A 26117-nucleotide genomic window follows, 5' to 3' on the forward strand; every position below is an offset into this window, starting at 1 on the left:
GTTTAATGAGACATATTTTGCGGAAAATAAGTTAAGTAGAGAAAGAGTATTTATAATTAAGTAAGGTAAATGTGAAATGTTTCATAAAATAAGATACCATAAATACTACGTAACACGATTGGCACGTTAATTGAAATGTAAATAGTAATTACTACAGCGACTATTTTAGAGTGTGGTTACTTTAAATTAAGAGTGGTAATTACCATATTTTTGGTTGGTTAGTATGAAAAAGCGTCTTTTATAAGACGCTTTTTCTATTTAACAAAGTGTCAGTTTAGTGAGACATGTTTTGCAGTAAATAAACTAAGCAGAGAAAGAGCATTTATAATTAAGTAAGGTAAATGTGAAATGTTTCATAAAATAAGATATCATAAATACTACAAAAGAATATTGGCACGCTAATTGAAATACAAATAGTAATTACTACAGCGACTATTTTAGAGTGTGGTTACTTTAAATTAAGAGTGGTAATTACCATATTTTTGGTTGGTTAGTATGAAAAAGCGTCTTTTATAAGACGCTTTTTCTATTTAACAAAGTGTCAGTTTAATGAGACATGTTTTGTTGCAAATAAGTTAAGCAGAGAAAGAGTATTTATAATTAAGTAGGGTAAATGTGAAATGTTTCATAAAATAAGATGCCATAAATACTACATAATAAGATTGGCACGTTAATTGAAATATAAATAGTAATTACTACAGCGACTATTTTAGAGTGTGGTTACTTTAAATTAAGAGTAGTAATTACCATATTTTTGGTTGGTTAGTATGAAAAAGCGTCTTTTATAAGACGCTTTTTCTATTTGTATAACTTATACTAAAAAAAAAGACTCACTAATTTGTGAGTCTTTTCTATTCCGTAAACATTCAATAGCTATTTTATAAATTCAATAATTACTTCAAGTAGCTCTGGAGCTAGTTTTCTGGATGTTTCATTATAAGATTTAGAATTTTCCAAATCATCACCTTCTATAGGAACTAGAATATGATTCATTTTATCTATAATTTTTAATTCAGCTTTCGGCGCTGCTTCATTTAAAAGTCTCGCTTCAGCCTCAGAGACTTGTAAATCTTTTGTGCCATTAATAATAAGTATTGGCATATTTAATTTTTTAATTTCATCTTGAGGATTGTAAGACATCCAATTAGCAATAAAAGGTTGTACATCTAGATTAAATATAGAGGCTAGAGCAGGAGGAAAGTCTGCTGTTGTTTTTCCTTCTTTTAAAACATTAAATACACGTTTAGTATCTTCTAGAAACATTGGTGCTGTTTTTTCCACTTGTTCAGTAATAACCATATCTATAGATTGTCCTGCTCCAGCAAGAGATATAAAACCATCGGCGTTATTTTGTGCTGCTAACATGCCAACCAAACTACCTTGACTGTGTCCTGCAATGTATATTTTGTTATAACTTTTAGTGTTTTTAAAATAAGTGAGCACAGATTTTGCATCTACTACAAAATCATCAAACATCATGTCTTTATCTACGTTTCCTTTTCTTATTTGCTTTACTATACGTTTATCGAAACGAAAGGTTGCTATGTTTTGGTTAGACAGTCCTATTGCTAATTTTTTAAGCGAATTTCCTTTTAAAAAATTTTGATTCCCATCGCGATCAGTAGGTCCAGAACCAGCAATAATAATAACTAAATTAGGTTTTTCTATTGTAGTGGGAAGTAATAGAGTACCATCAATTAATTTATTTACCGCAATGTCTTGCATTGTGTAGTTTTTTTCTTGAGCATAACCAAAACTCCCGACAAATAATAAAACAATAAGAACTTTTATTTTCATGATATAATTATTTAAATCTATGGTATTACAAAACGAATGCCATTTATAATATTTACAAAGCAAATTTACTGTTTAATTTTGAACAAAAATTGATTTTTTAGTGTCAGCAAAAGATGCGTTTCATCGATTTTATGTTTTATTTCATCGTTAAATGTTAAAATTTAATGTATTTCGTCGAAATATGACGCCTTTAAACGTCCGAAAAGAAATAACTACCCTACATTTGTGTTGTACTAAGAGACATAATTTTTAGTCAATGGATTAATTAATTAATATTTGCATATCACTTTAAATTGATATAGTAACCCTAAATCTAACCAAAGAATAAAACGCAAATACAGAAAACCAAAGTTGAGGGACTTTGGTTTTTTTGTGCCCTAAATTTAGCGAATAACTCTAAAGGTTAGGTTAATTCTAGGTTTTACCTCTTTTTTTGTCTTTGCTATTTGGTGTAGCCAATGGTGTTGTGTTTCACCTTGCATTAATAATAGACTGCCATTTTCAAGTAAAAGTTTTTGCTTTAAAGTCTTGTCATTTTTATGCTTTAAATTAAAATAACGTGCTGCTCCCAGAGTTATAGAGGCTATAACAGGATTTTCACCTAACTCTTTTTCGTTATCTGCATGCCAACCATTACTATCATTGCCATCTCGGTATAAATTAGCTAAACAAGTTGTAAATTTTGTGTCTGTTTTTGTTTCAATTTTAGATTTAATTTTTAATAAAATATCAGTAAAAAATTCTGGATATATTGTAATATTTGAATAACTGTACGGTTTATTGTTATTCCCAAAAAGGCATGTTAACCGTGGTTGCTCGTAAGTTTTTCCATAGACTGTAATATTGTCTTGTTTCCAATTGGTGTCATTTAGAATTGAATTGTAAAACGCAAGCGCATCTACATCAGATAAGAAATTTGGAAAATAACTAATGTCTGAGTCTGGTAGATTAAGTTTTATTTCTTCAGAAGAAAACATAATTTTAATTTATTTGAAGGTACCAATAGGCCCAATATACTAATCCTAATTGCAATGGAATACGTAATAATAAAATCCATTTAGGAATTCCAACAGCAGCTTTTTCTCCACTTAGCATATAAAAGTGAACTAATAGAAATAGGGATAACATTACTATAATGCCATATATGGATGTGTTTTTAAGTATTGGAATGCATAAGCCAATGCCTAATACAATTTCTGATACTCCGCTAAGTGCTATAAGTAATTTATGTTGTGGCAAATAGCGAGGCATAATACGTAAATATGCTTTAGGTTTTATAAAATGCATGAGGCCGGCAAAAATATACATAAAAGCCATTGCATAAAGATGCCAAGGAAATACCATAGATAAATTATTATTTCTCTAAATTAGCGTATAAATTCTGTACTATGAAATGTGTCTTTAGCTTTTTACTAACATTATATTCTCTTATAGGCTATGCACAATTACCTAAAGGTTTTGTGTATGCTAAAATAGAAATTCCAACCATACAAGTGGAGTTACAATATTGTGGAGACAATAATTTTGTTGGTGACATTATAGACGGTTATAATGCTAATGTGTCTATTATGACTAAGCAAACAGCGGTTGCTTTAAAAAAGGTACAAGCTGAGTTAGCTAAACAAAATTTATCTATTAAAATTTACGATTCTTATAGACCACAACGTGCTGTAAACCATTTTGTGCGTTGGGCAAAAGTGGTTAACGATACTTTAATGAAGCAAGAGTTTTATCCAAGAGTACGAAAAAAGAATTTGTTTAAATCGGGATACATAGCTTCAAAATCTAGACACAGTAGTGGTAGTACATTAGATATTACTTTGGCACATTTAAAAACAGGTGAAGCTCTTGATATGGGATCGCCTTTCGATTTTTTTGGTAGTGAATCTTGGGTTGCAAATACTAATTTAACAGTAGATCAAGCTAAAAACCGTAAATTATTACAAACGGTAATGCTTAGTAATGGTTTTAGAAACTACCCAAAGGAATGGTGGCATTTTACTTTACGTGGAGAGCCCTATCGTAATCAGTATTTTGACTTTTTGGTGGAGTAATTTAGGTCGTTTTGTTTAATATGATAAGTAAACGAAGTTTAACTATTTTTTTAGAATAGTAGTTTTGGTTTATACCTCTATTTAATAGTCAAATAATTTTTATAAAAACAATAGCGGTTAGAGTTAAAACTCGTACCGCTATTACTCTTTAAATAATTAATCTTTACTATTTTTTAATTTTGTGTTCCCAATAAGCACCACTTATATCTGTTATTTTTAGATTATAAGCACCTATAGGTAAAGTGGATAAAACTTCATTTTTGAAACTCAATTTAGCTTTAGCTCCTAAAGGAATAATTAAACTGTGTTTGCCTGGTTTTATTTTGGCAACATAGTAATTTGAGATATCTTCTTTATTCAAGATAGCCAAATCGTCTTGAGTATATTCTAAAATGGTATTGTTGTTATTATCTAATAATTCAATAGCAATAACCCAAGAGCCATAAACATCAACACCTTCGGTTCTAAAAACATTAAAACTTACTGTGTTATTGGTTATTTGTCCTTCGCTAATTTCTAGTTTTGGCCTTATAGATTTATTATGAAGTGTTCCCCAAAGACCACCATGAAAGACTTGGTTTGTCATTAACGTTATTCCTAAAATAAATAAAGAACCTGTTAAAACAACTTTTGGAAAAACACTTTCCTTTATTGGTAAAATACCAGAAGCCAACCAAGCAAACCATTTCTTTTTTGTAATTGCAAAATTGTTTTTTATCAAGTAATTATCCAACGAGTATTTTCCGCTACCAGTTAAGAATAATACAAAACCTGTTGCAATTCCTAGCACGCCTATTTGCCATTCGTCTAGACAAGTTGTACCAATCCAACCGGAACCTAAAAGGATTCCCATAGCCAGACCAAAAACACCTATACTCATTATTCTGGTAAACAAACCAAACATAATAAACAAACCTACAATTCCTTCTACAATAGTAAAAATTACCATATTTATCCAAAGTGCATCTGGATTTTCTACTAGATATTGAATGATTGGTTTTATACCTAAGGCATTAGGTAAAAAAGCATTAAATTTTTCGCCAATATAACCGGCAACTTCAGGATCAAGTTTGTTAGCTAACGTAGTTCTTCTCCAAAAGGCTGAAAAATAAGTCCAACCTACCACTAATCTTAATGCTAAAGCCAATAGTCCAGCATCGTTTTTTATACTAATATTCTTCATTTTTTTAAATAGTTAAAGCAATAAAGCCTTGTTTTGTTAATTGGAAACCGTGTAATATACCATTAGGAGTTACTTCTAAATTTTTCGGCATTGTGTTATGGTCTATATTAAATTTGTTAAGTGATATGCCACAAACAAAGACTTTTACATTTTGAGATTTAGCCTTTTCTAAAAGCGTATTAAAATCGGAATTATTTGCAATATCATTAACTGTTTTACCACAGATAATGACATAAAACGCTCCATAATTTTTACCATCCTCTTTTGCCAATTCATTAGCAGTTAGTAAAACAGGTTTAAGTTGTTTTATGTTTTTTGAAAGCACTAAATAATTATTGCTTTTAAGGTTAATGTCTTGAGCTTGTAATTGGGAAGTCCCAAATAGTAAAATGAATAATGTTGTTATAAATAAGATTGAATTTTTCATTGTTTTTATTTTAAGTTTGAATTAATACTAAAAAAAAGTAGCGCTAGCGTTATTACTTTTTCAACCTGTATAGTTAATGTAATAGGAATTAAAATGACTATTAATACTAGTGAAGCTACTCTTGTTTTTAAAGTAAATAAGTAATAGAATGCCCGCAACTAGCATTACAATTCCAGATAGAATTACGGCTATTTCTGGTGTTCCAAGAATATTCACTATAAAGCCCATTGATGAGTTTTCTATTCTACTCATGGCTTTTTTTAGTATTTAATAAATGATTTGTGCTCGCTATTATAACAATTAGGCTAAGCATAATGCGAAGTATAACTACAGACTTGTAGCTAACCTCAAGCGTTTTTAGTGAAATTTCATTTTTTAATATTTGTAATTGATATATAGCAGAAATAGTAACTGCTTTAAACTTTCTTGTTTAAAAAATCAATTACGAGTAGACCTTGAGGTTACGGTATAAAATATACAGAGGAACATTAGCAACCTCGTGATTTCTTGACGCATTGAGGTTAAAAGAATGCTTAAGTAAATAGGTTGTAAAATGAATAGAAAAAACTTCCGGAATTAGAAAGACAGGTTGATTAAAACTTGGCTTTGAAACAGATTGAATGTTTTCTGAAACCTCTAAAGTCTGACAATTTGTTTGAGAAATTGTAGTTTGACTCTTGTTTAAAACAGTAGTTTGAGGAATCTCTAATTCAGCTTGAATAAAATTTCTAACCTTACAAGGCGAAAGCAATAGCAACAATACAAGTCCGAAAATGGACAAGATTGAGTTTATTCTATTTGTTTTAAAATTTGCTTTCATCTTTACAAATATAGATACAATTTTCACGAGAATATGTTATTGTTTTCTTAATGAAATCTTTAGTTGTAGTGAATACTTGTGTTTATTCTTAATAAATAGATGTTTTCAGAAAGTAATATTTTGAAAAGGTTTGTTTGAGTGGTTGTGTATGAAAAGTTGCGGTTTTGTCAGCGAGGAATTTCCTTAGGAAAATCAGATGTAGCAAAATCACAGCGGCCTTTGGTTTAGACTAACACCAGCAATTTTTGATGTACGGTATGGCAGTAGTTATTTAATTTCTTTATTTATGGTAGACTCTATTTTATGGATTGTTTCTGTAGCTTGTAATATTGAATCAGTAAATTCCTCACTTAATGCGCCTTCACTTGTGTGAGTGTCGTTAGTTTTAATAATATTAACAATTTCTTTCAACTTTAAAGTCAGTGTCAAAATTTCTGAAGTTATAGATGACATACCCAATATCGGTATTTCATTAAGTTCAGCGGTCTTCGTTTCTATTTTACTTGATAATGGTTTGATATTATTTCTAAGAGATTGAATTTCATCGTCGAGAAATTTCGTTGATTCTATGTGTTTTTTACTTAAATAGTTAACAATCTCATTCTGCTTCTTTATAAGTGCTTTTTTTTCTACACTTGAATCTTTTAAGTTTTCAAGTTTTTTACTAATTTCTTCTAAAGCTTTTATTTTTGTATTTGTCTCTAATTCATAACCTATCAGTTTAGTATTTAATATTCTTGTGGATTTAGTTATCTCTGAATGAGGTTCGATCAAGACATACCTTAATTCATTTAATTTAGATTGAAGTTTGTCAAAATATTTTATGCGTTCTGTTCTACGAGATTCAGTTTTTTCAATCTTTTTTTTATCAAAATATTGATAAATACCCCAAATAAAAACTAGTATAGCTAAAGGAGAAAAGTACTTTAAAAAATCAATCATTATATTGTGTTTGGGTTAATTATTGTAAATGACTTGTTGATAAAAAATCAATTCAATATTTTACATGTTACGTAAACGAAGTTCGACTATTTTTTACAAAATCAAGTTAATATCACTTCTTCAAATTACTAAAACGCTCTAACAACGTAGGATGAGAATAATGCATAAAAACATAAGCAGGATGCGGTGTTAAATTACTCAAACTATTTTTAGATAATTTTTTAAGCGACGTAATTAAAGGTTCGGCTTTGAATGTGTTTTTTGCATAATCATCGGCCTGGTATTCAAATTTACGGGAAAACCAATTCATAATTAAACCTGTAATTGTAGAGATTGGAGAATATAAAATACCAAAAGCAATTAAGCCAATATGAAAACTAGGTTTCGAGACTCCTAAAGCTTCAGATAATAATGGATTAGAAATTAAAAGAGATAAAATGTATAAAGTAAAACCAGTTAATAGTAAAGAGGCTACAAGATTAAAAATAATGTGTTTCTTTTTATAATGGCCAACTTCGTGAGCTAGCACGGCAACTATTTCTTCTTCTTCAAGATCGTTAATTAAAGTATCGTAAAGTGTTACGCGTTTTTCGCTTCCAAATCCAGAAAAATAAGCATTTGCTTTAGTACTACGTTTAGAGCCATCGATAACAAAAATTTTGTCTAAATTAAAACCTACGGTTTGTGCATAGTTAGAAATAGCATCTCGTAAACTTCCAGATTCTAATGGTGTTTGCTTGTTAAATAAAGGTACAATTAGTCTTGAGTAAAAGAGATTCATAAATAAGGTGAATACCGTAATTAATGCCCAAGCATACATCCAGAATGTGTTTCCTGTAGTTTGATAAAACCATGTTAGTAAAGCCAATATTGCACCGCCAACAACAACCATCATTAACCAACCTTTTAATTTATCTGCTATAAAAAGTTTTTTTGTGGTCTTGTTAAAACCAAACTTTTCTTCTATTACAAAGGTTTTGTAATAGCTAAAAGGTGTCGTTAATATATCGCTACCTAGCATAATAATACCAAAGAATATAAGTGTAATTACTATTTCGTTAGTACTAAGACTTCTTGCTAATTCGTCTATAAAAGCAAAACCATCTAAAAAGAAAAAAGCCAAGGTTGATGCCAAAGAAAAAGCAGAGGTTAATAAGGAAAACTTATAATTAGTTTTCTTATAATCCTGAGATTTCTGATATTCATTTTTATCGTAAACATCGTTTAAAACTTCGGGTATAGTATCGTTATAATGTTTTGCATTTAGTGAATCTAATAGCTGGTCGACACAAAAACTGATAAGTAAAATGGCAATAAGTATATAGAATAAAGTAGTTGAGGTCATTTAATAGAATTAGATATTAATTTTAAAATCTAAGCAAAGGTAATCAATAAGATTTTTTTATATTTATGTTCTAAACCACACAATATGAGAAAACTACTACTTTTAGCAATATTAATTGCATTTAATTATTCTTTTGCACAAATTACAATAAACGAAAGTTATACAACACAACAGCTTATTGAAGATGAGTTAATAGGAAACCCTAATTTTCCAGCTTCTAATTTTATTTCAAGTTCTGGATTAGATTTTGGGAGTAATAATGGACTTGCAGCTTTTAATTCTAATGGTACCGATTTAGATTTTACTCAAGGTATTGTATTAAGTACAGGAAATGTTATGTCCATTCCAGGTCCAAATACTACTACTATGAGCTTTGGTAGTTCGGCATGGCCAGGAGATACTGATTTAGAATTTCATACTGCTGTTTCGAGTACAAATAATGCATCTTTTATTCTATTCGATTTTGAAGCGCAAGTACCAACAGTGAGTTTGGATTTTATACTAGCTTCTGAAGAGTATGGTGCATTTGAGTGTAACTTTCCAGATACTTTTGCTTTTATCTTAACAAATATTGTTACCGGAACATCACAAAATATTGCATTGGTGCCAGGTACTAGCGATCCTATTTCTATATTAAACGTTCGCGGTGGCGGAAGCGACTCTTGTGCACCAACAAACCAAGTGTATTTTAATAGATATAATTATGATGTATCTGCCGCTACAGCAAATCCAGATTATGTTTTACCTCAAGATTCGCCAATAAATTTTAACGGACAAACAAAGGCTTTTATGCTTTTAGGAGATTTAGTGATTGGAGATATTTATTCTATAAAAATTGTTATTGCCGATGCAGGAGATACCGCTTACGATAGTGCTTTGTTTATTAGAAAAAGCTCTTTTGGTGCTATGCCACTTATGGAACAAGAACCAGGCGATGTAGTAATTGATGATACAGATAATAACGGAACATCTGTTTTTAATTTACGTGTTAACGAAACACAAATGTTGGGAGCAGTGGATACCACGATTTATACTTTCGATTTTAAATACTATTTAACTTTAGCAGATGCTGAAACCGAAACTAATGAGGTTACTAATCCAGAAGCGTATACAAATACAATGGATCCAGAGACTATTTATGTAAATATGAGAAATAGTTTTACAGGTAGTTTTATAACTAATAACTTTAAAATAGCAACAGATCCCGCATTATTAAGTGTGGATAATTTTGAGTTGAAAGAAGTGAAAGTTTATCCTAATCCTGTAAAAGATATTTTATTTATTGAAGATGGTAATAGTAGTGTTTTAAAAGTAGAAATTTATAACATGCAAGGCCAATTGATAACGTCTAAAGCAAAAAAAGAAAGTAATAATTTAGAAATAAATTTCAAGAATTATAATGATGGAATTTATCTCGTTAAATTAATTTCTAACGAGGGTATTAGCTATAAAAGAATAATTAAATAGATTTTTAAGTCTTTAAAATTAATAGCTTTAGTGTTCTAAAAGCTATTTTTTTTGCTCCTATTTAAAATCACGCTGTCTCTTAGCTTCAAAAACTAAAATACCAGCAGCTACAGATACATTCATAGAATCTATTGCACCTTGCATAGGAATACTAATGTTTTGTTTAGCAGCCTTGCGCCAAGGATCACTTAATCCTGTAGCTTCTGTACCAACAACAATTGCAGTTGGTTCTGTATAGTCTTGTTTATGGTAATCTTGAGATTCTTGAAGAATAGCAGAATAGATATTGATGTTTTTAGACTTTAAAAACGCAATAATGTCTTCGGTAGAACCAGTTGCAATTTGGTTAGTAAAAATACAACCAACGCTAGAACGTATAATGTTTGGGTTATATAAATCGGTTTTAGGATTTGCAATAATTACAGCATCTACATTTGCAGCATCTGCGGTACGTAAAATAGCACCAATGTTTCCTGGTTTTTCGGGAGCTTCGGCAATTAAAATTAACGGATTATCATTTTTTAAATTTAACGCTTCAATAGTATTTTGTTTACTTTCTGCAATAGCAATAATACCTTCGGTAGTTTCTCTATATGCTATTTTTTGGTAAACATCTTTGTTAACTTCAATGACCTCCGTAGTATCTAAATTAAGCGCTTTAAGGTTTTCATGAGAAAATAATTCAGCATAAAACAAAACAGTTTTTAATGTATAGTTTCCTTTTGTTGCCAATTCAATTTCACGAGCACCTTCTATTAAAAATAAACCTGTTTTTTTACGCTCGCGAGATTTCTCTTTTAATAAAACAATTTGTTTTACTAATGCATTTTGAGTACTGTTTATTTGTTTATTAATCATTTAACTAAAAGAAAAGCTTATATTTAATATTGAAACAAATTTACGCTAAATCTATTGTTTGTAACTAAAATTACTCACGATTTTCACGCAACCTTTTTTGTTTTTTAGTATCTATTAATAAACTAGGAAGTAAGAATATTTGTTTTTTATTCGCCATACTATCTATTAACCAATTAACTAAACCAAACCGTTATGAAAAAACAATTACTTTTATTAAGTGCTTTTCTCTTTACATTTTTAAGTTATTCTCAAGTAGCAAATATGCCAACACCTTTAGAGGTTTGTGATGATGCTTCGTCAGATGGTATCGTTGACTTTGATTTAACTATAAGTAATGCTGAGGTTTTAGGAAGTCAGAATTCTAATGATTTTGCAGTAGCGTATTACGGAACTCAAATGGATGCAGATGCAGACATGAATCCGTTACCAAGTCCATATGCAAATACATCAAACCCACAAACGGTTTATGTAAGAGTAGAGGAGTTGAGTTCAGGTGGTTATGATACAACTACTTTAAATTTAGTAGTAGAACCAACTCCAATTGCCTATAATGCAACACTAGAATATTGCGATGATGATAACGATGGATTTAGAACGTTTATATTAACGGATGCCGACATTGAAATAACACAAGGAGCACCTGGTTATACTGTTACTTATTATGAGACAATGGCAGATGCTCAAAATAGTGTTAATGCGGTTTCTAGCCCGTACAGTAATATTATTTCAAGTATTCAAACTGTTTATGCTAGAGTTGAAGACGCTACTTCAACAGCAAATTGTGCTAGTTTTGCAGCATTAACTCTTATTGTAAATACAACTCCTACAGTGACACTAGATAGCGAATACAGTTTTTGTGCAGGAGAATCGGTTATTATAGATTCTGGTTTCGATGGGTCAACAGGTAATTATTCTTTTGATTGGTATATGAATGGTATAATTATGACAGGAGAAACTGGACCAACGCTTACTGTAGTTATGGCAGATTTTTATGATTTATATGTGATTGACAATAATACCGGATGCTATTCAGGACTCACTTCGTTTACAGTTACCGAAGTAAGTTGTGTCGATAGTGATTCAGATGGTGTAACAGATACAGATGAAGACATAAATGGAAACGGGAATTTAGACGATGATGATACGGATATGGATACCATTCCTAATTATTTAGATGATGATGACGATGGTGATAATGTACCTACAATAGATGAGATTGCCATAGCTTCAGGAAAAACAGCACAGCACACTTTCGTGGATACAGATAATGATTTAATTGAAAACTATCTCGACGATGACGACGATGGTGATGGTGTTTTAACTATAAATGAAGATTACAATACTAATGGTGATCCAACAGACGATGATACAGATGCAAGCGGAACACCAGATTATTTAGAAGTAAATGTAGCTTTAAGTACAACAGAATTTAAGACTATAGATTTTGCTTTTTACCCAAATCCTGCAACAAGCATTTTAAATATTAAATTAAATAACGCTTTACGCGGAAATGCCACTGTTGAGGTTATAGACATTCAAGGAAAAACGGTAATAACTACAACTATAAACCAAATATTACAGCTTGATGTAAAAAGCCTAATGTCTGGACTATACTTTGTAAAACTGAAATACGAAAATACTCAAACTGTTAAAAAGCTAATAATAGAATAATACTTATAAAATTAAGTTAAAAAGCTTCAGTTAACGCTGAAGCTTTTTTTGTAAGCGTTAAATTTACGTTTCATAAAACCAAAAATATAAACACAACAAATGAAAAATCAATTATTCCTTTTTGCATTACTAATTACAGTATTTGCATGTAAGCAAGAAAAAGAAGTGGTATTAGAAAAAGAGGCTATTGTGGAATCTGCTAAAACAGAAGTAGCAACACCTGCTTATCCAGAAAACCTGACTAAAGTTTTTAATGCACATGGTGGAATAGATGCTTGGGAATCTATGAAATCACTTTCTTTTACTCAAGAAAAGGAATCTGGTAAAGAAGTAACTTTAACAAATTTAAAGTCAAGAGAAGCTTTAATAGATAGCCCAAATGCAACAATTGGTTTCGATGGTGAAACACCTTGGTTTGTAAATAAAACCGATGGAGATTATAAAGGTTATGATCCTAAGTTTGGTTATAACTTAATGTTTTATTTCTATGCGATGCCTTTTGTATTAGCAGACGATGGTATTAATTATGCAGATGCAGAACCTCTTGTTATAGATGGTGTAACGTATCCAGGAATACAAGTAACTTATAACGCAGGAGTTGGCGAAACACCAGAAGATCGTTATGTTATGTATTACAATCCAGAAACATATGTAATGGAGTGGTTAGGTTATACCGTTTCTTTTGTTGAAGGTATAGATAAAAAAGAATTACATTTTAGAAAATACGGCGATTGGCAAGACGTAAATGGTTTACAACTTCCAAAATCGATAACAGGTTATGGTTTTAAAAACGATAAGCCTACAGATAAAGCAAAAACTCCAAATGTATTTACAGATGTTAAGTTGTCTTTAAAAGCAACAGACTCTAAAGTATTTGAAAAGCCAGAAGCAGGAACATTTGTAGAATAAATATAAGTTTAAATAAATTTTAAAAAAGCTTCAGTAAATTACTGAAGCTTTTTTGTAATGATAAGTTTCGGGTTACGACAAAATACTCTTAAACAATAAAAACTAAACAACATATTTTATGAAAAATTACCTAATGTTAGCCGCTGTTGCTATCCTATTTGCATCTTGTAAGCAAGAAACAAAACCAGTTGAGAGTATCGATTATGCTGAAGAAACACTAGAGGTTACAACTTCTGTATATCCAGAAAATGTGTCTAAAGTATTTAATGCACATGGTAGTGTAGAGGCTTGGAATAGCTTTAAAACATTAGAGTTTACAATGAAAAAACCTACTGGTGATGAAAAAACAACAGTAGATTTACAAAACAGACGTTCTTTAATAGAAACTGATGCTTTTAAGTTAGGTTTCGATGGTACTGAGGCTTGGGTCATAGATAAAGGAGATAATAAATACGAAGGAAAACCTGAGTTTTACTACAACTTAATGTTTTATTTCTATGGTATGCCTTTTGTTTTTGCAGATAACGGTATCTCTTATTCTGATGTAGAGCCTTTAGTTTATAACGGTAAAGAGTATCCAGGAATAAAAATTAGCTACGATGCTGGTATTGGACAATCGTCAGACGATGAATACATTTTATTTTACGATGCTGATACAAACAAAATGGCTTGGTTAGGTTACACAGTTACTTATTTCTCTAAAGAGAAAGCTACTAGTTTTAACTTTGTACGTTATGCAGATTGGCAAACGGTTAATGGTATAGCGTTACCATCTAAATTAGAGTGGTATAACGCTGAAGGTTTCACAATTGGTGAAATGAAAAACGATCTATTGTTTACAGATGTTAAGTTAACAAAAACGACTCAAGAAGATTCTTTTTACAAGAAACCAGCAGTTACTGTTGAGTAATAAAATATAAAGGAATAAAAAAAAGCGAGCGTTGGTCTCGCTTTTTTTGTTTGTAACATTTTGTTATTCTTTATATAGTGCCGAGTAATGGGTTTCTACCGGATTGAAAAAATTACCAGAAAACATGACGTTATCTAATGCTACATTTAAATTAGGCTTAGAATTAAAATCTGAATACTTATAGATTTTATTAATATCTTTTGTTAGTGACACTAGGTTACGATTATCAATCTTGTCTAACTTTACTAGAGTAGAGGAGGTTGTTTTTATACTTTCTGAAATAGCTTCTAAATTTGTATGCGTAAAATAAGAACCATCTATATTTATGGTAGATAAAAATAGAGGCTGTGTTTTAGCAGGTGCTTCCTTTTCTTGAGAAAAAGATAGAGAAACGACTAAAAGAGAGATTGTAAATAATAAGTTTTTCATAATATTTAAGTTTATTTTACTAAATACTGCTAAGTCTTCAATATCATAGTAATAATTGTTTAACTTTTAGCTCTATGTCACACTGAGCGCAGTCGAAGTGCTTTCTAATTCTAAATACCAAGGTACTTAAAATGGGTTGCATTTCTACATTCTGATAAAATTTGAAGCATTTCAAAATCATCATTAATCAAAGCTTTTTTCTTAGCTCTAGTCCAACCTTTAATTTTCTTTTCAAAATAGATAGCTTGTAAAACATCATTAAACTCTTGCTGAAACATAAGTGTTAAAGGTCTCCTTTTGTATGTATAGCAATTAGAATGTTTTCCGTATTGATGCTCATTAATGCTTCGATCTATAGTATTTGTTATTCCTGTATAATAGAAGTTATCTGAGCATTCTAAAATGTATACATAATATAAAAACATAATTTATTTATAGAATATTAGGTCTTCGACTGCGCTCAGACTGACATGCGAAATAGCAATAAACCAGTAACTATTCTTTATACTTTTTACTATAACGCTTATATAACTCAGTCTGGTGAGATTCTAAACTAATATCTCTACCTTGAATATACGCTTTTTCTAGCTTATTTGTTCTCATGTCTAAAGCATCGCCTTCACTTATAAAAAGTGTAGCATCTTTTCCAACTTCTAAAGAACCTACTTTATCGTCCACACCTAAAATTTTTGCAGTATTTAAAGTAATTAAACTTAAAGCTTGTTCTTTATCTAAACCGTAAGCAGCACAAGTTCCTGCTAAAAAAGGAAGATTTCTAGCATTCATACGTTCCATATCTCCAGCATTTTCTAAACCTACTAAAACACCAGATTTCACTAATTCGTTGGCTAATTTAAAAGGTAAATCGTAATCATCATCATCGTTTTTTGGTCTGCTGTGTACACGTTGTAATAACACAGGAATGTTGTTTTGTACTAATAACGGACTAACTTTAATAGCTTCATAGCCACCAACAATTACTAGGTGTTTAATACTATTTGCTTTTGTAAAGTTAATAGCATCTGTAATACCTCTTTCTCCATCTACGTGTATGTATAGTTTTTGAGAACCATTAATGACACCTTGTAAAGCTTCAAAAGGTAAATGCTTTGGAGATTTATTACTTGCTTGGTAGGCTTTACTTTCAGCAAAGTAAGACGTTAATTCTTGAACTTGTTTTTTGTACTCTTTATTTTCTTTAAGCATTTTAGGTTCTCCTCTCCACCAGCGACCGCGAGAAAACGGATTTGGCCAATTCATGTGAATACCGTCATCTGCCTTAATAACTGCATCTTCCCAATTCCAAGCATCAAACTGTACCACAGATGAGGTTCCCGAAATACGTCCACCACGAGGTGTTATTTGTCCCATTAAAACACCATTAGGTCTCATGGATTCCACAACTTTAGATTCGGTGTTATAGGCTATTAAACTTCTAATGTGTGGATTCATAGCACCAACTTCATCCGCATCGTCGCTGGCTCTTACAGCATCTACTTCTACTAAACCTAAAGTAGAGTTTGGTGCAATAAAACCTGGATAAATGTGCTTGCCTTGTGCTTGAATTGTTTTGCCTTGACGTGCAATTTTCATCATAGCACTACCAACAAAAGTAATTTTACCTTCGTTAAACATAATAAGTGAATTCTCTATCACTTCTCCATTTCCTAAATGTGCTGTAGCACCTTCAATAGAAATAGCGTTTGATTGCTTAGAGGCCGGTGTTTGTTGTGCTATTGCAATTGCCGAAAGTAATAAGGCAAAAGCTAATATGTTATATTTTAATTTTTTCATTTTGAAAATATTTTTATTTAAAATTGATTGAATTGATGAGTAAACCATTCGAGTATGACTGCCAATTGAAGACTGCCAACTGAAGACTAATTCATACTAAAACTCACTGTCACAGTGAAAATGAGCTTTTTCTTTCTTCTCAATTGGCTTCGTTTTTAATCCTTTATTTTTAGCCTGAAGCATTAACGATGTTAATTCATTTTTCTCTTTCTTAATAGATGCTCGTAATTGTGTGTCACGATCTATATCAAAATACGTTACACCTTCAATAATGGTTTTTTCCGCTTTAGCGTAAATAGACATTGGATGATCGCTCCATAATACAACATCGGCATCTTTACCAACTTTAATACTACCAACACGATTATCGATATGTAATAATTTTGCAGGATTTAGTGTTACAAATTTCCATGCCTCTTCTTCGCTAACGTTACCATATTTAACAGACTTTGCCGCTTCTTGGTTTAAACGTCTAGACATTTCGCCATCATCACTATTTATAGCTACAGTAACACCTGCATTATGCATAATGGCAGCATTAAACGGTATGGCATCATTAACTTCGTATTTATAAGCCCACCAATCGCTAAAGGTAGAACCTCCAACACCATGTGCTTTCATTTTGTCGGCTAATTTGTAACCTTCAAGAATATGTGTAAACGTGTTAATGTTAAAGTCGAATTTCTCTGCAACTTTCATTAACATATTAATTTCACTTTGTATGTAAGAGTGGCAACTAACAAAACGTTCTTTGTTTAAAATTTCGGCAATCACTTCCATTTCAACATCTTTTCTATACGGTTGTCCACTTTTCTTTTTAGCATCGTATTCTTTAGCACGCTGAAAATAATCGGTATAAACCTGCTCAACTCCCATTCTTGTTTGCGGAAAACGAACAGTATTATCACTTCCCCAATTACTCTGTTTTACGTTTTCGCCTAAAGCAAATTTTATAAATTTTGGCGAATTTTTATAGATAAGGTTATTAGCTGTTTCTCCCCATTTAAGTTTAATAATAGCAGAGCGTCCACCAATTGGGTTTGCAGAACCATGTAACACTTGTGCAGAGGTAACACCTCCAGAAAGATTATAATAGATATTTATGTCTTCTGGATTAATAACATCTTCTTGTGTTACTTCTGCTGTAGAGTTATGTCCAGCTTCATTAACCGAAGAAGTAGCAATATGCGTATGTTCGTCTATAATTCCAGCAGTTAAATGCTTGCCTTTTCCATCTATTACTTGAGCGTTCGATGCGTTGAGGTTTTGTCCTATTTTAGAAATTTTACCATCTTTAATTAGTACATCTGTATTTTTTAAAATGCCATCTTTCTCGTTTGTCCAAACCGTTACATTTTTAAATAAAAGTGTTTCTTGTTTAGGTAAAGTTTCAAAACCATAAGCCATGTTAGGATAGGTTACAGGAAATAGCTTTTCAACTTTAGCAACCGCATCTTTTTTGTCTTTGGCATCCTCTTTTTTATCTTTCTTATCTTCAGCTGTTTTAGAGTCTGTTTTCTTTTTAGCATAGAAAGTCGTTTCGTTTCCGTTAGAAAAAATAACTTTTCCATTAAAAGCAGAAGCATTATCTATGTTAGCAACCAAACGCATAAACTCTTGTTTAGTAGTATCTACCGTAGAGAACGTTAAATTCATCCAATCGTCTTTAAAACTAATTTTAGAACCTAGTTTTTTGTCGTTCGCTTTAACTTCAGACTTTAGTTTTTCAAGTTCGCCTTTAATCGTTAATTCGTAATCTGTATTACCTAAATTAAAAGTGTAATCACCACGAATATCTGTAATATCCATAGGCTTTAAGTCATGTTTTACACCAGTAACCCAATTTTGATAAATTGTAGTTTTCTTTTCGAATACATCTCCAGAAGTTACTAAAAAGTTAGCATAAGCTCCTGTTTTTAAACTTCCTATTTCGTTACTCTTACCAAGAATTTGAGCAGGAATAGTAGTTAATGCAGCCAATGCTTTTTCTTTAGATAAACCAGCTTCAATCGCTTTTAAAAGGTTTGGCATAAACGCTTTTGCTTCTTTTAACTTGTAAGTTGATAAAGCGAAATTAACATTGTTTTCTGCTAGAATTTTTGGGTTGTATGGTTTTTGGTTCCATTCGCGCAATTCGGCTAAATCGACAGAGTTTCCTAAAAACGGATTCTCCATATCGTAAGCATCTGGAAAGTTAAGTGGTAGAATAAAAGTACCATTAGTGGCTTTTATGTCTTTTATATATTCGTACTCATCGCCACCACCAACAAAAACATATTGTGTATTAAATTGATCTCCAATGTTGTCTAAACGTAAAGCATTCAATTTGCTTCCAGCTTCAATAATTTGAACCTGATTTTTATTTCTGTTAAAGGCTTCTAAAGTTCTATCAGTGTCCTTTGCAGCTCCAGACGCATACCATTTGGCATCCATATTTACTTGACGAAGCAATGCAAAAGCTCCCATAATAGAAGTTGGATACGCTTGTCTAGAGGTCGCACTTTTGCCGGTACCTAAATATTGTACAGACTGTTCTTTTAATATTCTATTAGCATCACTGCCTTCAGAATTTAAAGCAATTAAGGTTCCTGTTCCACGAATAATTCCGTCTTCAATATGTGTGTTTACAACTCCAAAACCAGCTTCCATTAATTTTTTAGCTTCTTTATCGTCGTACTTAAAGTGGTCGATAGCATTTTGGTCTGCTCTAATATGGTCGTTCCAATAATAACCTTCACGTGCTGCATCATATTGTGGTTTACGCGAATTACTCTCTGCTCTTTCAGGCTTTTTTACTCCAAAAGTAGAATAGATATCTATAAACGAAGGATAAATACTTTTTCCAGATAAATCTGTTACAACTGCATTTTTAGGTATCGATACATTACTACCAACAGAAACAATTTTACCATCTTTAATAACTAGTGTTCCATTCTCAATAACTTGAGTAGGAGAGACGTGAATTTTAGCATTGGTAACTGCTGTGTAATTAGAACTGATGGTCTTTACACCATCGTTTTTTGGGATGTTTTCTTGTGCAAATAGATTTAAATTGCATGCTAGAAAAGCAAATAGAAGCGTTTTTTTAATCATAAAAAGGTTTAAAAAGAGATTAGACACTAAATATAATAATTAGAGTCCCTTTAAAACAAATGATTATTGTTAAAGTGTTTTGTCTTGTAGGTAATTTACTAAAAGAGCAACAACGTAACTGTAGCTTTTCATGCCTCCTTTTTGATTATTTGCTTCCAAAAAAGTACTATAAGTTGAATGAAATAAAGGTTCTATTGGGTTTTTATGTGCATTCCAAAAATCGCGGACTTCTTGATAGTTTTTTAAAATCCCAGGATTAATGGTTTGTAACAATGTTTCGTATTGTTCTGGATTTCTTCTATAGATTTCATGAAGACAATGACGTAATCCAAAAGTATAGCCAGAATATTTAAAATAAAGATCTTCATTATTTGTAGCCGCCAAGAATCCTATAAAATTAGCTTCGTTTTCTGCAGCATAACCTAATTGATGCGCCACTTCGTGAGATGCTGTTGTTGGAAATTTAAACACAGGAATCATACTATTTACTTGTGCTTCGTTAGATAACGGATTTAAATATCCACTAAAACCCATATACGTTAATGGGAAACTTAATAACGATTTTTTTATACTCTTTCCTTTATATTCTAACTGCGGAAATGTTTTTTGTAATGCTGAATAACCTTCGGGTACTTTAGACATTACCTGAGATTTAGAATAAGGAAATGCTACTTTTATAGTATCATTTTTTACTATCTTAAGATGAATAGCGTTAGATTTTGCGATGAGGTTTTCTGTAACTTTTAATAGTTCTTCAGTAGTATAATCTGCTTTTAAGTTTAGATTTTCATGAAGCGGTAAACGGTAATAATTCATTGCCCAAAACAAATGAAACGCAATGTAAATAATAGATAGTGCCGAAAACACATCTATCAACCAATTTCTAAAATCTTTAACAATGCGTTTTCTATTAATAATAAGCCATCTTATACTATAGATAATAGCAAAGGCATAAATAAAATCGCCAAAAGAAAATGGTAACCAACCTAAAGTATAACGAAACAGTTTCGATGTTAATGGATATAAACCTTTGCTGTAATAAGCTTCAATACATTCTGGGAATTTAGCTAATAATTTTACTAATAGAAAAGCAGGAACTATAGAAAAGGCAATTAATATTTTTTTGTTTTTCAGCATAATTCAAAAATAGTTAATTTTCTGTTAGATGACTTTCCTTTTAACACCACCACAAGTCTTTTTTGTACTTTTGCAATTCATAAAATAAAATAATAGATGAATTCAGAAATAAGAGCTTTAGAACCAAAAGAATTGTGGAACAAATTTGCGGATTTAAATGCAGTGCCAAGACCTTCTAAAAAAGAAGAACGTGTGATTGCTTTTATGAAGGATTTTGGAGCAAAATTAGGTTTTGAAACGATAGAAGATGAAGTTGGAAACGTTATTATTAAAAAGCCAGCGACAAAAGGAATGGAAGATCGTGTAACTATTGTTATGCAATCTCATTTAGATATGGTACACCAAAAAAATGGTGATACTACTTTCGATTTCGATACACAAGGTATCGAGATGCATGTTGAAGGTGATTGGGTAAAAGCTAAAGGCACAACATTAGGTGCAGATAATGGCTTAGGAGTAGCAACTATTATGGCTATTTTAGAAAGTACAACTATCGAACATCCTGCAATTGAAGCGTTGTTTACTATAGATGAAGAAACTGGAATGACAGGTGCAATGGGTTTAAAAGGTGGTCTGCTTTCTGGTGGTATTCTTTTAAATTTAGATACAGAAGAAGACGATGAAATTGGAGTAGGTTGTGCAGGAGGAATAGATGTTACTGCTACAAGAACGTACGAAGAAGAGGAAACACCAGAATTTAAAATAGGATACCATATTGTTGTAAAAGGATTACAAGGCGGACACTCAGGAATGCAAATTCATGAAGGTTTAGGTAATGCAAACAAGATCATGAACCGTTTGCTTTTTGATGGTTTCGAAAACTTTGGTTTACGAATTTCAGAAATTGATGGCGGTAGTTTACGTAACGCAATACCAAGAGAAAGTAATGCTGTAGTTGCTATAGATGCTATCCATGAAGAGGCTTTTAATGTAGAAATGAGTTTGTTGGTAAAAGCCATTCAAACAGAAATGAAAACTATGGAGCCAGATTTAGAGGTTGTTATTTCTAAAGTGAATACTCCAGAAAAAATAATGGACTTAGGTGTTCAAGAAGGTATTACTCGTGCTTTATACGCAGCTTTAAATGGTGTGTTTAGAATGAGTGCAGATATTCCAGGTTTAGTAGAAACGTCTAATAATGTTGCAAGAGTAATTATTAAAGAAGGTGCAATTAAAATTGGTTGTTTAACACGTTCTTCGGTAGAGAGTTCTAAAGACGATTTAGCAAACACTTTACGTGCAACTTTTGAGCTTACAGGTTGTGAGGTTGAGTTGTCTGGAGATTATCCTGGTTGGACTCCAAATATGGAGTCTTCAATATTAAAAGTGTTAAGTGGTTTATACGAAAAAATAAATGGTGAGAAAGCACACGTTGCTGCTTGTCATGCAGGATTAGAATGTGGTATTCTTGGTCAAAACTATCCAGAGATGGAAATGATTAGTTTTGGACCAACTATTAAAGGAGCACATTCTCCTGATGAAAGAGCAAGTATTTCTTCAGCTAAAAAATATTGGAACTTTGTTTTAGAGATTCTAAAGGAAATTCCTAAAAAGTAATTCTTATATTAGTTAAATACAGTAAGTTTAATCCTAAGTAGTTTATATTAATTACTTAGGATTATTAATTTTAATTCAGATATAAAAATGAAAAAATATTTATTATTACTAGTTATCGTTATGCAGTCGGTTGTTTCTTTTGGACAAACTGATATAGAAAGGCTTCCCAAAACAGAAAATAGAATTACAGATTTAGTAATTAAAAATGTAGGTGTTATTACAATGAAAACAAATGAGGTTATTAAAAACCAAGATGTTGTTATTAAAGATGGTAAAATAATTACTATTGCTAAGACTAGTAAAAGAAACTATAAAAATAGTGTTGTAATAGATGGGAGTAATAAATATATAATGCCATCGCTTTCTGATGCTCACGTGCATTTACCAAAGGATGAAAATGATTTAGAGAAAGTGCTAACCTTAAATTTAATTAATGGTGTAACTAAGCTGCGTTCTATGCGAGGTGAATGGAATCATTTAGAATGGCGTAAAAAATATAATACAGCGTATTCTTTTTATCCAAAATTATATTTATCTGCACCTCCAGTATCTAGTAGGTACGATTTTAGTAGCGAACAGTTATCAGCATTTGTAAAAGCAGCTAAAGGCTTCGATTTTATTAAAATTTTAAGTATAAGAAACGAAGCGGTGTTTAAGGATTTAGATAGCTTGTGTAAGATTAATAATATTAAAATTGGAGGACACTTTCTTAGTAACGTTTCAGACGATTTATTATTTAAATCTAATTTTGCTGCTTTCGAGCATTTAGGTGGTTTAACAGCTGATCCAGAGTTGGTAGAAAGTAGATTACAAGCAATTAAAAACAATAAAATTTTTATTTGTCCAACGTTAAGTTGGTATAGTGTTGGGTCTGGAAGATATACTTATGATGAGTTACGTAATCAATCGGGAATGGAATATGTTTCAAAAGATGAAATTGATGGATGGATTGAAAAAACGAAAGCGTATAGAGCAAAAATTGGACTAGAAGCTTATAAAGAAGAGGTTGTTAATGAACTTAAAAAATTAGACGATAAATACCGAGTTATTAAAATATTAAATGACTTAGATGTAAAAATGATTTTAAGTCCAGATAGTTCTTCTAAATATATGGTAGCTGGTTTTGGAGTACTTGATGAAATGAAATTATTGAAAAATGCCGACTTAAGTAATTATGATATTCTTAAAATGACGACCGTTAATTTCGCTAGCTTTTTTAATGAAAGTTACGGAACAATAGAAGAGGGAAAAGAAGCAGATTTTATTCTATTGAATAATAATCCATTAGAGAACCTTGGAACTTTAAAGTCTATTCAAGGTGTTTTTTACAATAAAAACTATTTAGATGACAAGGCTTTAAATAAATTATCTAAAGCGATACTGGCTAATTAACTAGACTTTTTAATTATTATAATATTCTGGTAATTACTTGCTAGTTTGTATTATAAAGTGATTTTTTTTTTTTTTGAAATTATTTAAAGATGGATAGAGATTAGTTTTAGACCAACTATTAAAGGAGCGCATTCTTTAGATGAAAGAGTAAGTATTTATTCAGCTAAAAATAATAGAACTTTGTTTTAGAGGCTTTGAAGGAAGTTTGTTAAAAGGAATCTCTTTATATAAAAATGAAAAGCACAATCTTTGGATTGTGCTTTTTTTTTGTTTTATGTGTTTTGGGAAAGGTTCGTTTAACGTTTATGTATAAGAATAGTTGCGGGTTTGTATGCGAGGATTTTCCGGAGGAAAATCAGACGTTACAAACACACAACGACCTTTGATTAAGCACTAAACCGCAATTATTTTTATACGGTGTTATGTGCTGACTTTTATTTCAGTTTACTATAATAACAACGGATTTCTCCTTCGATTTCGGCGTAAATTATTGTCACTAATTCAGTTTCGGTTAATGACAATATTGTTCCGTGACTTTCTCCCAAGTCATCAGTTCCGAGTTCTTTTTTCCAGTATTCGTTGTCAATATCGTAATGTATAATTAAATCTTTATTTTCAGAAAATTTCCATTTTCCCGTTTCATTCCAAACGCATTGTTCAGATTTATAATTTCCGTTTTGGAAGTATTGAATAGTATCTTTGCATTTCAATCCGAAATACTCTTTTCCGTCTTCAGTTTTGTTTATTTTTTTAACCCACTTTCCAACAATTAATTTGTCCCAATCGGCTTTTGAGGTTTCATTTTGTCCGAATGCCTGATTTAAACATAGAATGCTTACAAATATAAATCCAAATGTTAGTTTAAAGTTCCTCATTTCAGTTTGCACATAATGTCTAGCTGATATAAAAGCGTTTCAATGTTTTATATCATACGTTAAACGAAGCTAGTGTTTATTTTTTACAAAGTCAAGGTGGTTATTGGTTGTTTAAATAAAGGTGTACGATCATTTTTTATTATTTAAGAAAACCAAAAAAAGCCTTTCAAAATAAATTGAAAGGCTTTCCTATTATAGGTAAATCAATATTTAATTATTCAATACCAGAAATTTCAATATCGAAATATAAATCTGTATTTCCAGGAACACGTGGTGGACGTCCACCAGCACCATAACCTAAATAACTAGGTACAAAAACTCTTGCTTTGTCTCCAACATTCATTCTTAGCATTGCTTCTCTAAATCCAGCAACTAAACCAGCAGATTCGTTATAAATTACAGATAATGGCTTGTAAGCACCTCCTTTATCTTGTTTCTCGTCGTATTGGTTCATTTTCTTAGCAACATCTACATAAGTAGTGTAAAGTAAGTTGTCATTCATAAAGTAAGCACTGCAATTAACGAGTACATTATCTGTACTCTTTGGAGTCGCTCCATTTTTAGCTTTGTTTAAAATCATTGCCATTCCAGTTGGAGATTCAAAAATTTCACCTTCTAATTCAGCATTTGCTGCTATAAAATCTTTTGCAGCAGCCATAGATTTTTCTTTAGCAAGTTCTTCTTGTTTTGTTTGCATATCTTTTAAGCGTTGAGGTAAAAGAGGTTCTAATTCTGTAAATACTTTAGCAGCATCAAAAGCTTTTGCATCTTTTCCTTTACGAATAATTGTAACTTTATTCATAACGACGTCTTCTAATGGTCTATTTACTTTACCACGTTCTTTCGAAACAGCTACATTAGAAATAGAGTCTTGTACCTCTAGACCTATTACTAACTCACCAAAAACAGGATGACAACTCACACGTGATCCGTTACAGTTTTTTAAGCTACCATCTGCTGTAAAAGCATCTAGCTTTGTAAAAGGAACTTCGGTAATAAAAAACTGAGAACCGTTAGTTGTTACGCCTCCAGAATTTGCCATAGATAAAATACCAGCTTTGTCATGACTTAAACTTGTGTCAAACTCACTATGAAATTTAAAACCAGCACTTCCAGTTCCTGTTCCAGTTGGATCTCCACCTTGAATCATGAATTGATCCATAACACGATGAAAAATAATACCATCGTAAAAAGGTTTTCCTTTTAAAGAATCGTCCAAGCTTGGGTGAGTACCTTCTGCTAAACCAACAAAATTGGCAACAGTTACAGGTGCTTTTTTATAAAATAATCTTGCGACCATTATACCTTTATTGGTGTTAATCTCTGCATATAACCCATCTTCTAAATCTGGATATTGATTTTGATCTTGACAAGAAGAAGCACTCATGCTTACTAGCGCTATTAAAACAAGGCTAAAAAATTTCATAGTGTGTTTGATGTTGTTCATTTTTAATGTA

Annotated in this window: 24 protein-coding genes; 7 read left to right on the top strand and 17 right to left on the bottom strand. The window is 31.3% G+C overall.

Translation table 11 applies throughout. The annotated features are described in order from the left end of the window. Nucleotides 1–873 precede the first annotated feature (873 nt). The 3 genes from ASC44_RS14110 to ASC44_RS14120 form a co-directional block, all read right to left on the bottom strand. Entirely contained in the window at nt 874–1797 is a 924-nt protein-coding gene (locus ASC44_RS14110) for an alpha/beta hydrolase family protein (RefSeq protein ID WP_055448268.1), read from the bottom strand. 383 nt (nt 1798–2180) lie between these two features. Then, nucleotides 2181–2774, bottom strand: a complete 594-nt coding sequence (locus tag ASC44_RS14115; RefSeq protein ID WP_055448269.1) for an alpha-ketoglutarate-dependent dioxygenase AlkB family protein — start codon at nt 2772–2774, stop codon at nt 2181–2183. Between the two features lie 4 nt (nt 2775–2778). Beyond that, nucleotides 2779–3141 carry a DoxX family protein gene (locus tag ASC44_RS14120; protein ID WP_055448270.1) on the bottom strand — a complete coding sequence of 121 codons (363 nt, stop codon included), beginning with the start codon at nt 3139–3141 and terminating at the stop codon, nt 2779–2781. A gap of 44 nt (nt 3142–3185) precedes the next feature. On the opposite strand from ASC44_RS14120, the gene ASC44_RS14125 reads away from it, so the two are divergent. Next, nucleotides 3186–3851, top strand: a complete 666-nt coding sequence (locus ASC44_RS14125) for a M15 family metallopeptidase (RefSeq protein ID WP_055448271.1) — start codon at nt 3186–3188, stop codon at nt 3849–3851. Nucleotides 3852–4017: 166 nt separating this feature from the next. Here ASC44_RS14125 and ASC44_RS14130 read toward each other — a convergent pair whose 3' ends face one another. From ASC44_RS14130 to ASC44_RS14150, 6 genes are all read right to left on the bottom strand, one after another. Next, entirely contained in the window at nt 4018–5034 is a 1017-nt protein-coding gene (locus ASC44_RS14130) for a TQO small subunit DoxD (protein WP_055448272.1), read from the bottom strand. Between the two features lie 4 nt (nt 5035–5038). Next, on the bottom strand, nt 5039–5461 hold the full coding sequence (locus tag ASC44_RS14135) for a DsrE family protein (protein WP_055448273.1): 423 nt from the start codon (nt 5459–5461) through the stop codon (nt 5039–5041). Nucleotides 5462–5521: 60 nt separating this feature from the next. Then, a complete protein-coding gene (locus tag ASC44_RS18385) occupies nt 5522–5713 on the bottom strand; it encodes a hypothetical protein (RefSeq protein ID WP_241491437.1) in 192 nt (63 codons plus the stop codon). Nucleotides 5714–5903: 190 nt separating this feature from the next. After that, nucleotides 5904–6281 (bottom strand): hypothetical protein, encoded by a 378-nt coding sequence (locus ASC44_RS14140; RefSeq protein WP_055448274.1) that lies wholly within the window; start codon nt 6279–6281, stop codon nt 5904–5906. 267 nt (nt 6282–6548) lie between these two features. Further along, nucleotides 6549–7223: a hypothetical protein gene (locus ASC44_RS14145; protein WP_055448275.1), complete on the bottom strand. Its 675-nt coding sequence runs from the start codon at nt 7221–7223 to the stop codon at nt 6549–6551. 112 nt (nt 7224–7335) lie between these two features. Further along, nucleotides 7336–8568 carry a M48 family metallopeptidase gene (locus tag ASC44_RS14150; RefSeq protein ID WP_055448276.1) on the bottom strand — a complete coding sequence of 411 codons (1233 nt, stop codon included), beginning with the start codon at nt 8566–8568 and terminating at the stop codon, nt 7336–7338. An 84-nt stretch (nt 8569–8652) separates the two neighbouring features. Between ASC44_RS14150 and ASC44_RS14155 the strand changes: the two genes are divergently transcribed. After that, a complete protein-coding gene (locus tag ASC44_RS14155; RefSeq protein ID WP_055448277.1) occupies nt 8653–10035 on the top strand; it encodes a T9SS type A sorting domain-containing protein in 1383 nt (460 codons plus the stop codon). A gap of 57 nt (nt 10036–10092) precedes the next feature. Here ASC44_RS14155 and ASC44_RS14160 read toward each other — a convergent pair whose 3' ends face one another. Further along, nucleotides 10093–10893 (bottom strand): TrmH family RNA methyltransferase, encoded by an 801-nt coding sequence (locus ASC44_RS14160; protein WP_055448278.1) that lies wholly within the window; start codon nt 10891–10893, stop codon nt 10093–10095. 192 nt (nt 10894–11085) lie between these two features. Between ASC44_RS14160 and ASC44_RS14165 the strand changes: the two genes are divergently transcribed. From ASC44_RS14165 to ASC44_RS14175, 3 genes are all read left to right on the top strand, one after another. Further along, nucleotides 11086–12564 carry a T9SS type A sorting domain-containing protein gene (locus ASC44_RS14165; protein WP_055448279.1) on the top strand — a complete coding sequence of 493 codons (1479 nt, stop codon included), beginning with the start codon at nt 11086–11088 and terminating at the stop codon, nt 12562–12564. Between the two features lie 99 nt (nt 12565–12663). Continuing rightward, nucleotides 12664–13473, top strand: coding sequence for a DUF6503 family protein (locus ASC44_RS14170; protein WP_055448280.1), 810 nt, complete (start codon nt 12664–12666; stop codon nt 13471–13473). 118 nt (nt 13474–13591) lie between these two features. Continuing rightward, nucleotides 13592–14383, top strand: coding sequence for a DUF6503 family protein (locus ASC44_RS14175; RefSeq protein ID WP_055448281.1), 792 nt, complete (start codon nt 13592–13594; stop codon nt 14381–14383). Nucleotides 14384–14446: 63 nt separating this feature from the next. Here ASC44_RS14175 and ASC44_RS14180 read toward each other — a convergent pair whose 3' ends face one another. From ASC44_RS14180 to ASC44_RS14200, 5 genes are all read right to left on the bottom strand, one after another. After that, nucleotides 14447–14812, bottom strand: a complete 366-nt coding sequence (locus ASC44_RS14180) for a hypothetical protein (RefSeq protein ID WP_055448282.1) — start codon at nt 14810–14812, stop codon at nt 14447–14449. Nucleotides 14813–14922: 110 nt separating this feature from the next. After that, on the bottom strand, nt 14923–15237 hold the full coding sequence (locus tag ASC44_RS14185; protein WP_055448283.1) for a GIY-YIG nuclease family protein: 315 nt from the start codon (nt 15235–15237) through the stop codon (nt 14923–14925). A 70-nt stretch (nt 15238–15307) separates the two neighbouring features. Then, nucleotides 15308–16606, bottom strand: coding sequence for an amidohydrolase family protein (locus ASC44_RS14190; RefSeq protein WP_055448284.1), 1299 nt, complete (start codon nt 16604–16606; stop codon nt 15308–15310). 96 nt (nt 16607–16702) lie between these two features. Beyond that, entirely contained in the window at nt 16703–19699 is a 2997-nt protein-coding gene (locus ASC44_RS14195) for an amidohydrolase family protein (RefSeq protein WP_055448285.1), read from the bottom strand. A gap of 69 nt (nt 19700–19768) precedes the next feature. Then, complete coding sequence (locus ASC44_RS14200) at nt 19769–20836, bottom strand: DUF3810 domain-containing protein (RefSeq protein ID WP_055448286.1); 1068 nt, start codon at nt 20834–20836, stop codon at nt 19769–19771. A 96-nt stretch (nt 20837–20932) separates the two neighbouring features. Here ASC44_RS14200 and ASC44_RS14205 point away from each other — a divergent pair, with 96 nt between their 5' ends. Further along, nucleotides 20933–22393: an aminoacyl-histidine dipeptidase gene (locus tag ASC44_RS14205; protein ID WP_055448287.1), complete on the top strand. Its 1461-nt coding sequence runs from the start codon at nt 20933–20935 to the stop codon at nt 22391–22393. A gap of 87 nt (nt 22394–22480) precedes the next feature. Further along, nucleotides 22481–23785 (top strand): amidohydrolase family protein, encoded by a 1305-nt coding sequence (locus tag ASC44_RS14210; protein WP_055448288.1) that lies wholly within the window; start codon nt 22481–22483, stop codon nt 23783–23785. A gap of 434 nt (nt 23786–24219) precedes the next feature. Here the strand turns inward: ASC44_RS14210 and ASC44_RS14215 are convergent, their stop codons facing one another. Further along, nucleotides 24220–24660 carry a hypothetical protein gene (locus ASC44_RS14215; RefSeq protein ID WP_055448289.1) on the bottom strand — a complete coding sequence of 147 codons (441 nt, stop codon included), beginning with the start codon at nt 24658–24660 and terminating at the stop codon, nt 24220–24222. Nucleotides 24661–24874: 214 nt separating this feature from the next. Then, nucleotides 24875–26086 carry a peptidylprolyl isomerase gene (locus tag ASC44_RS14220; RefSeq protein ID WP_055448290.1) on the bottom strand — a complete coding sequence of 404 codons (1212 nt, stop codon included), beginning with the start codon at nt 26084–26086 and terminating at the stop codon, nt 24875–24877. Nucleotides 26087–26117: the final 31 nt, after the last annotated feature.

Source organism: Lacinutrix mariniflava (genome assembly GCF_001418015.1).
Classification (GTDB): domain Bacteria; phylum Bacteroidota; class Bacteroidia; order Flavobacteriales; family Flavobacteriaceae; genus Lacinutrix; species Lacinutrix mariniflava.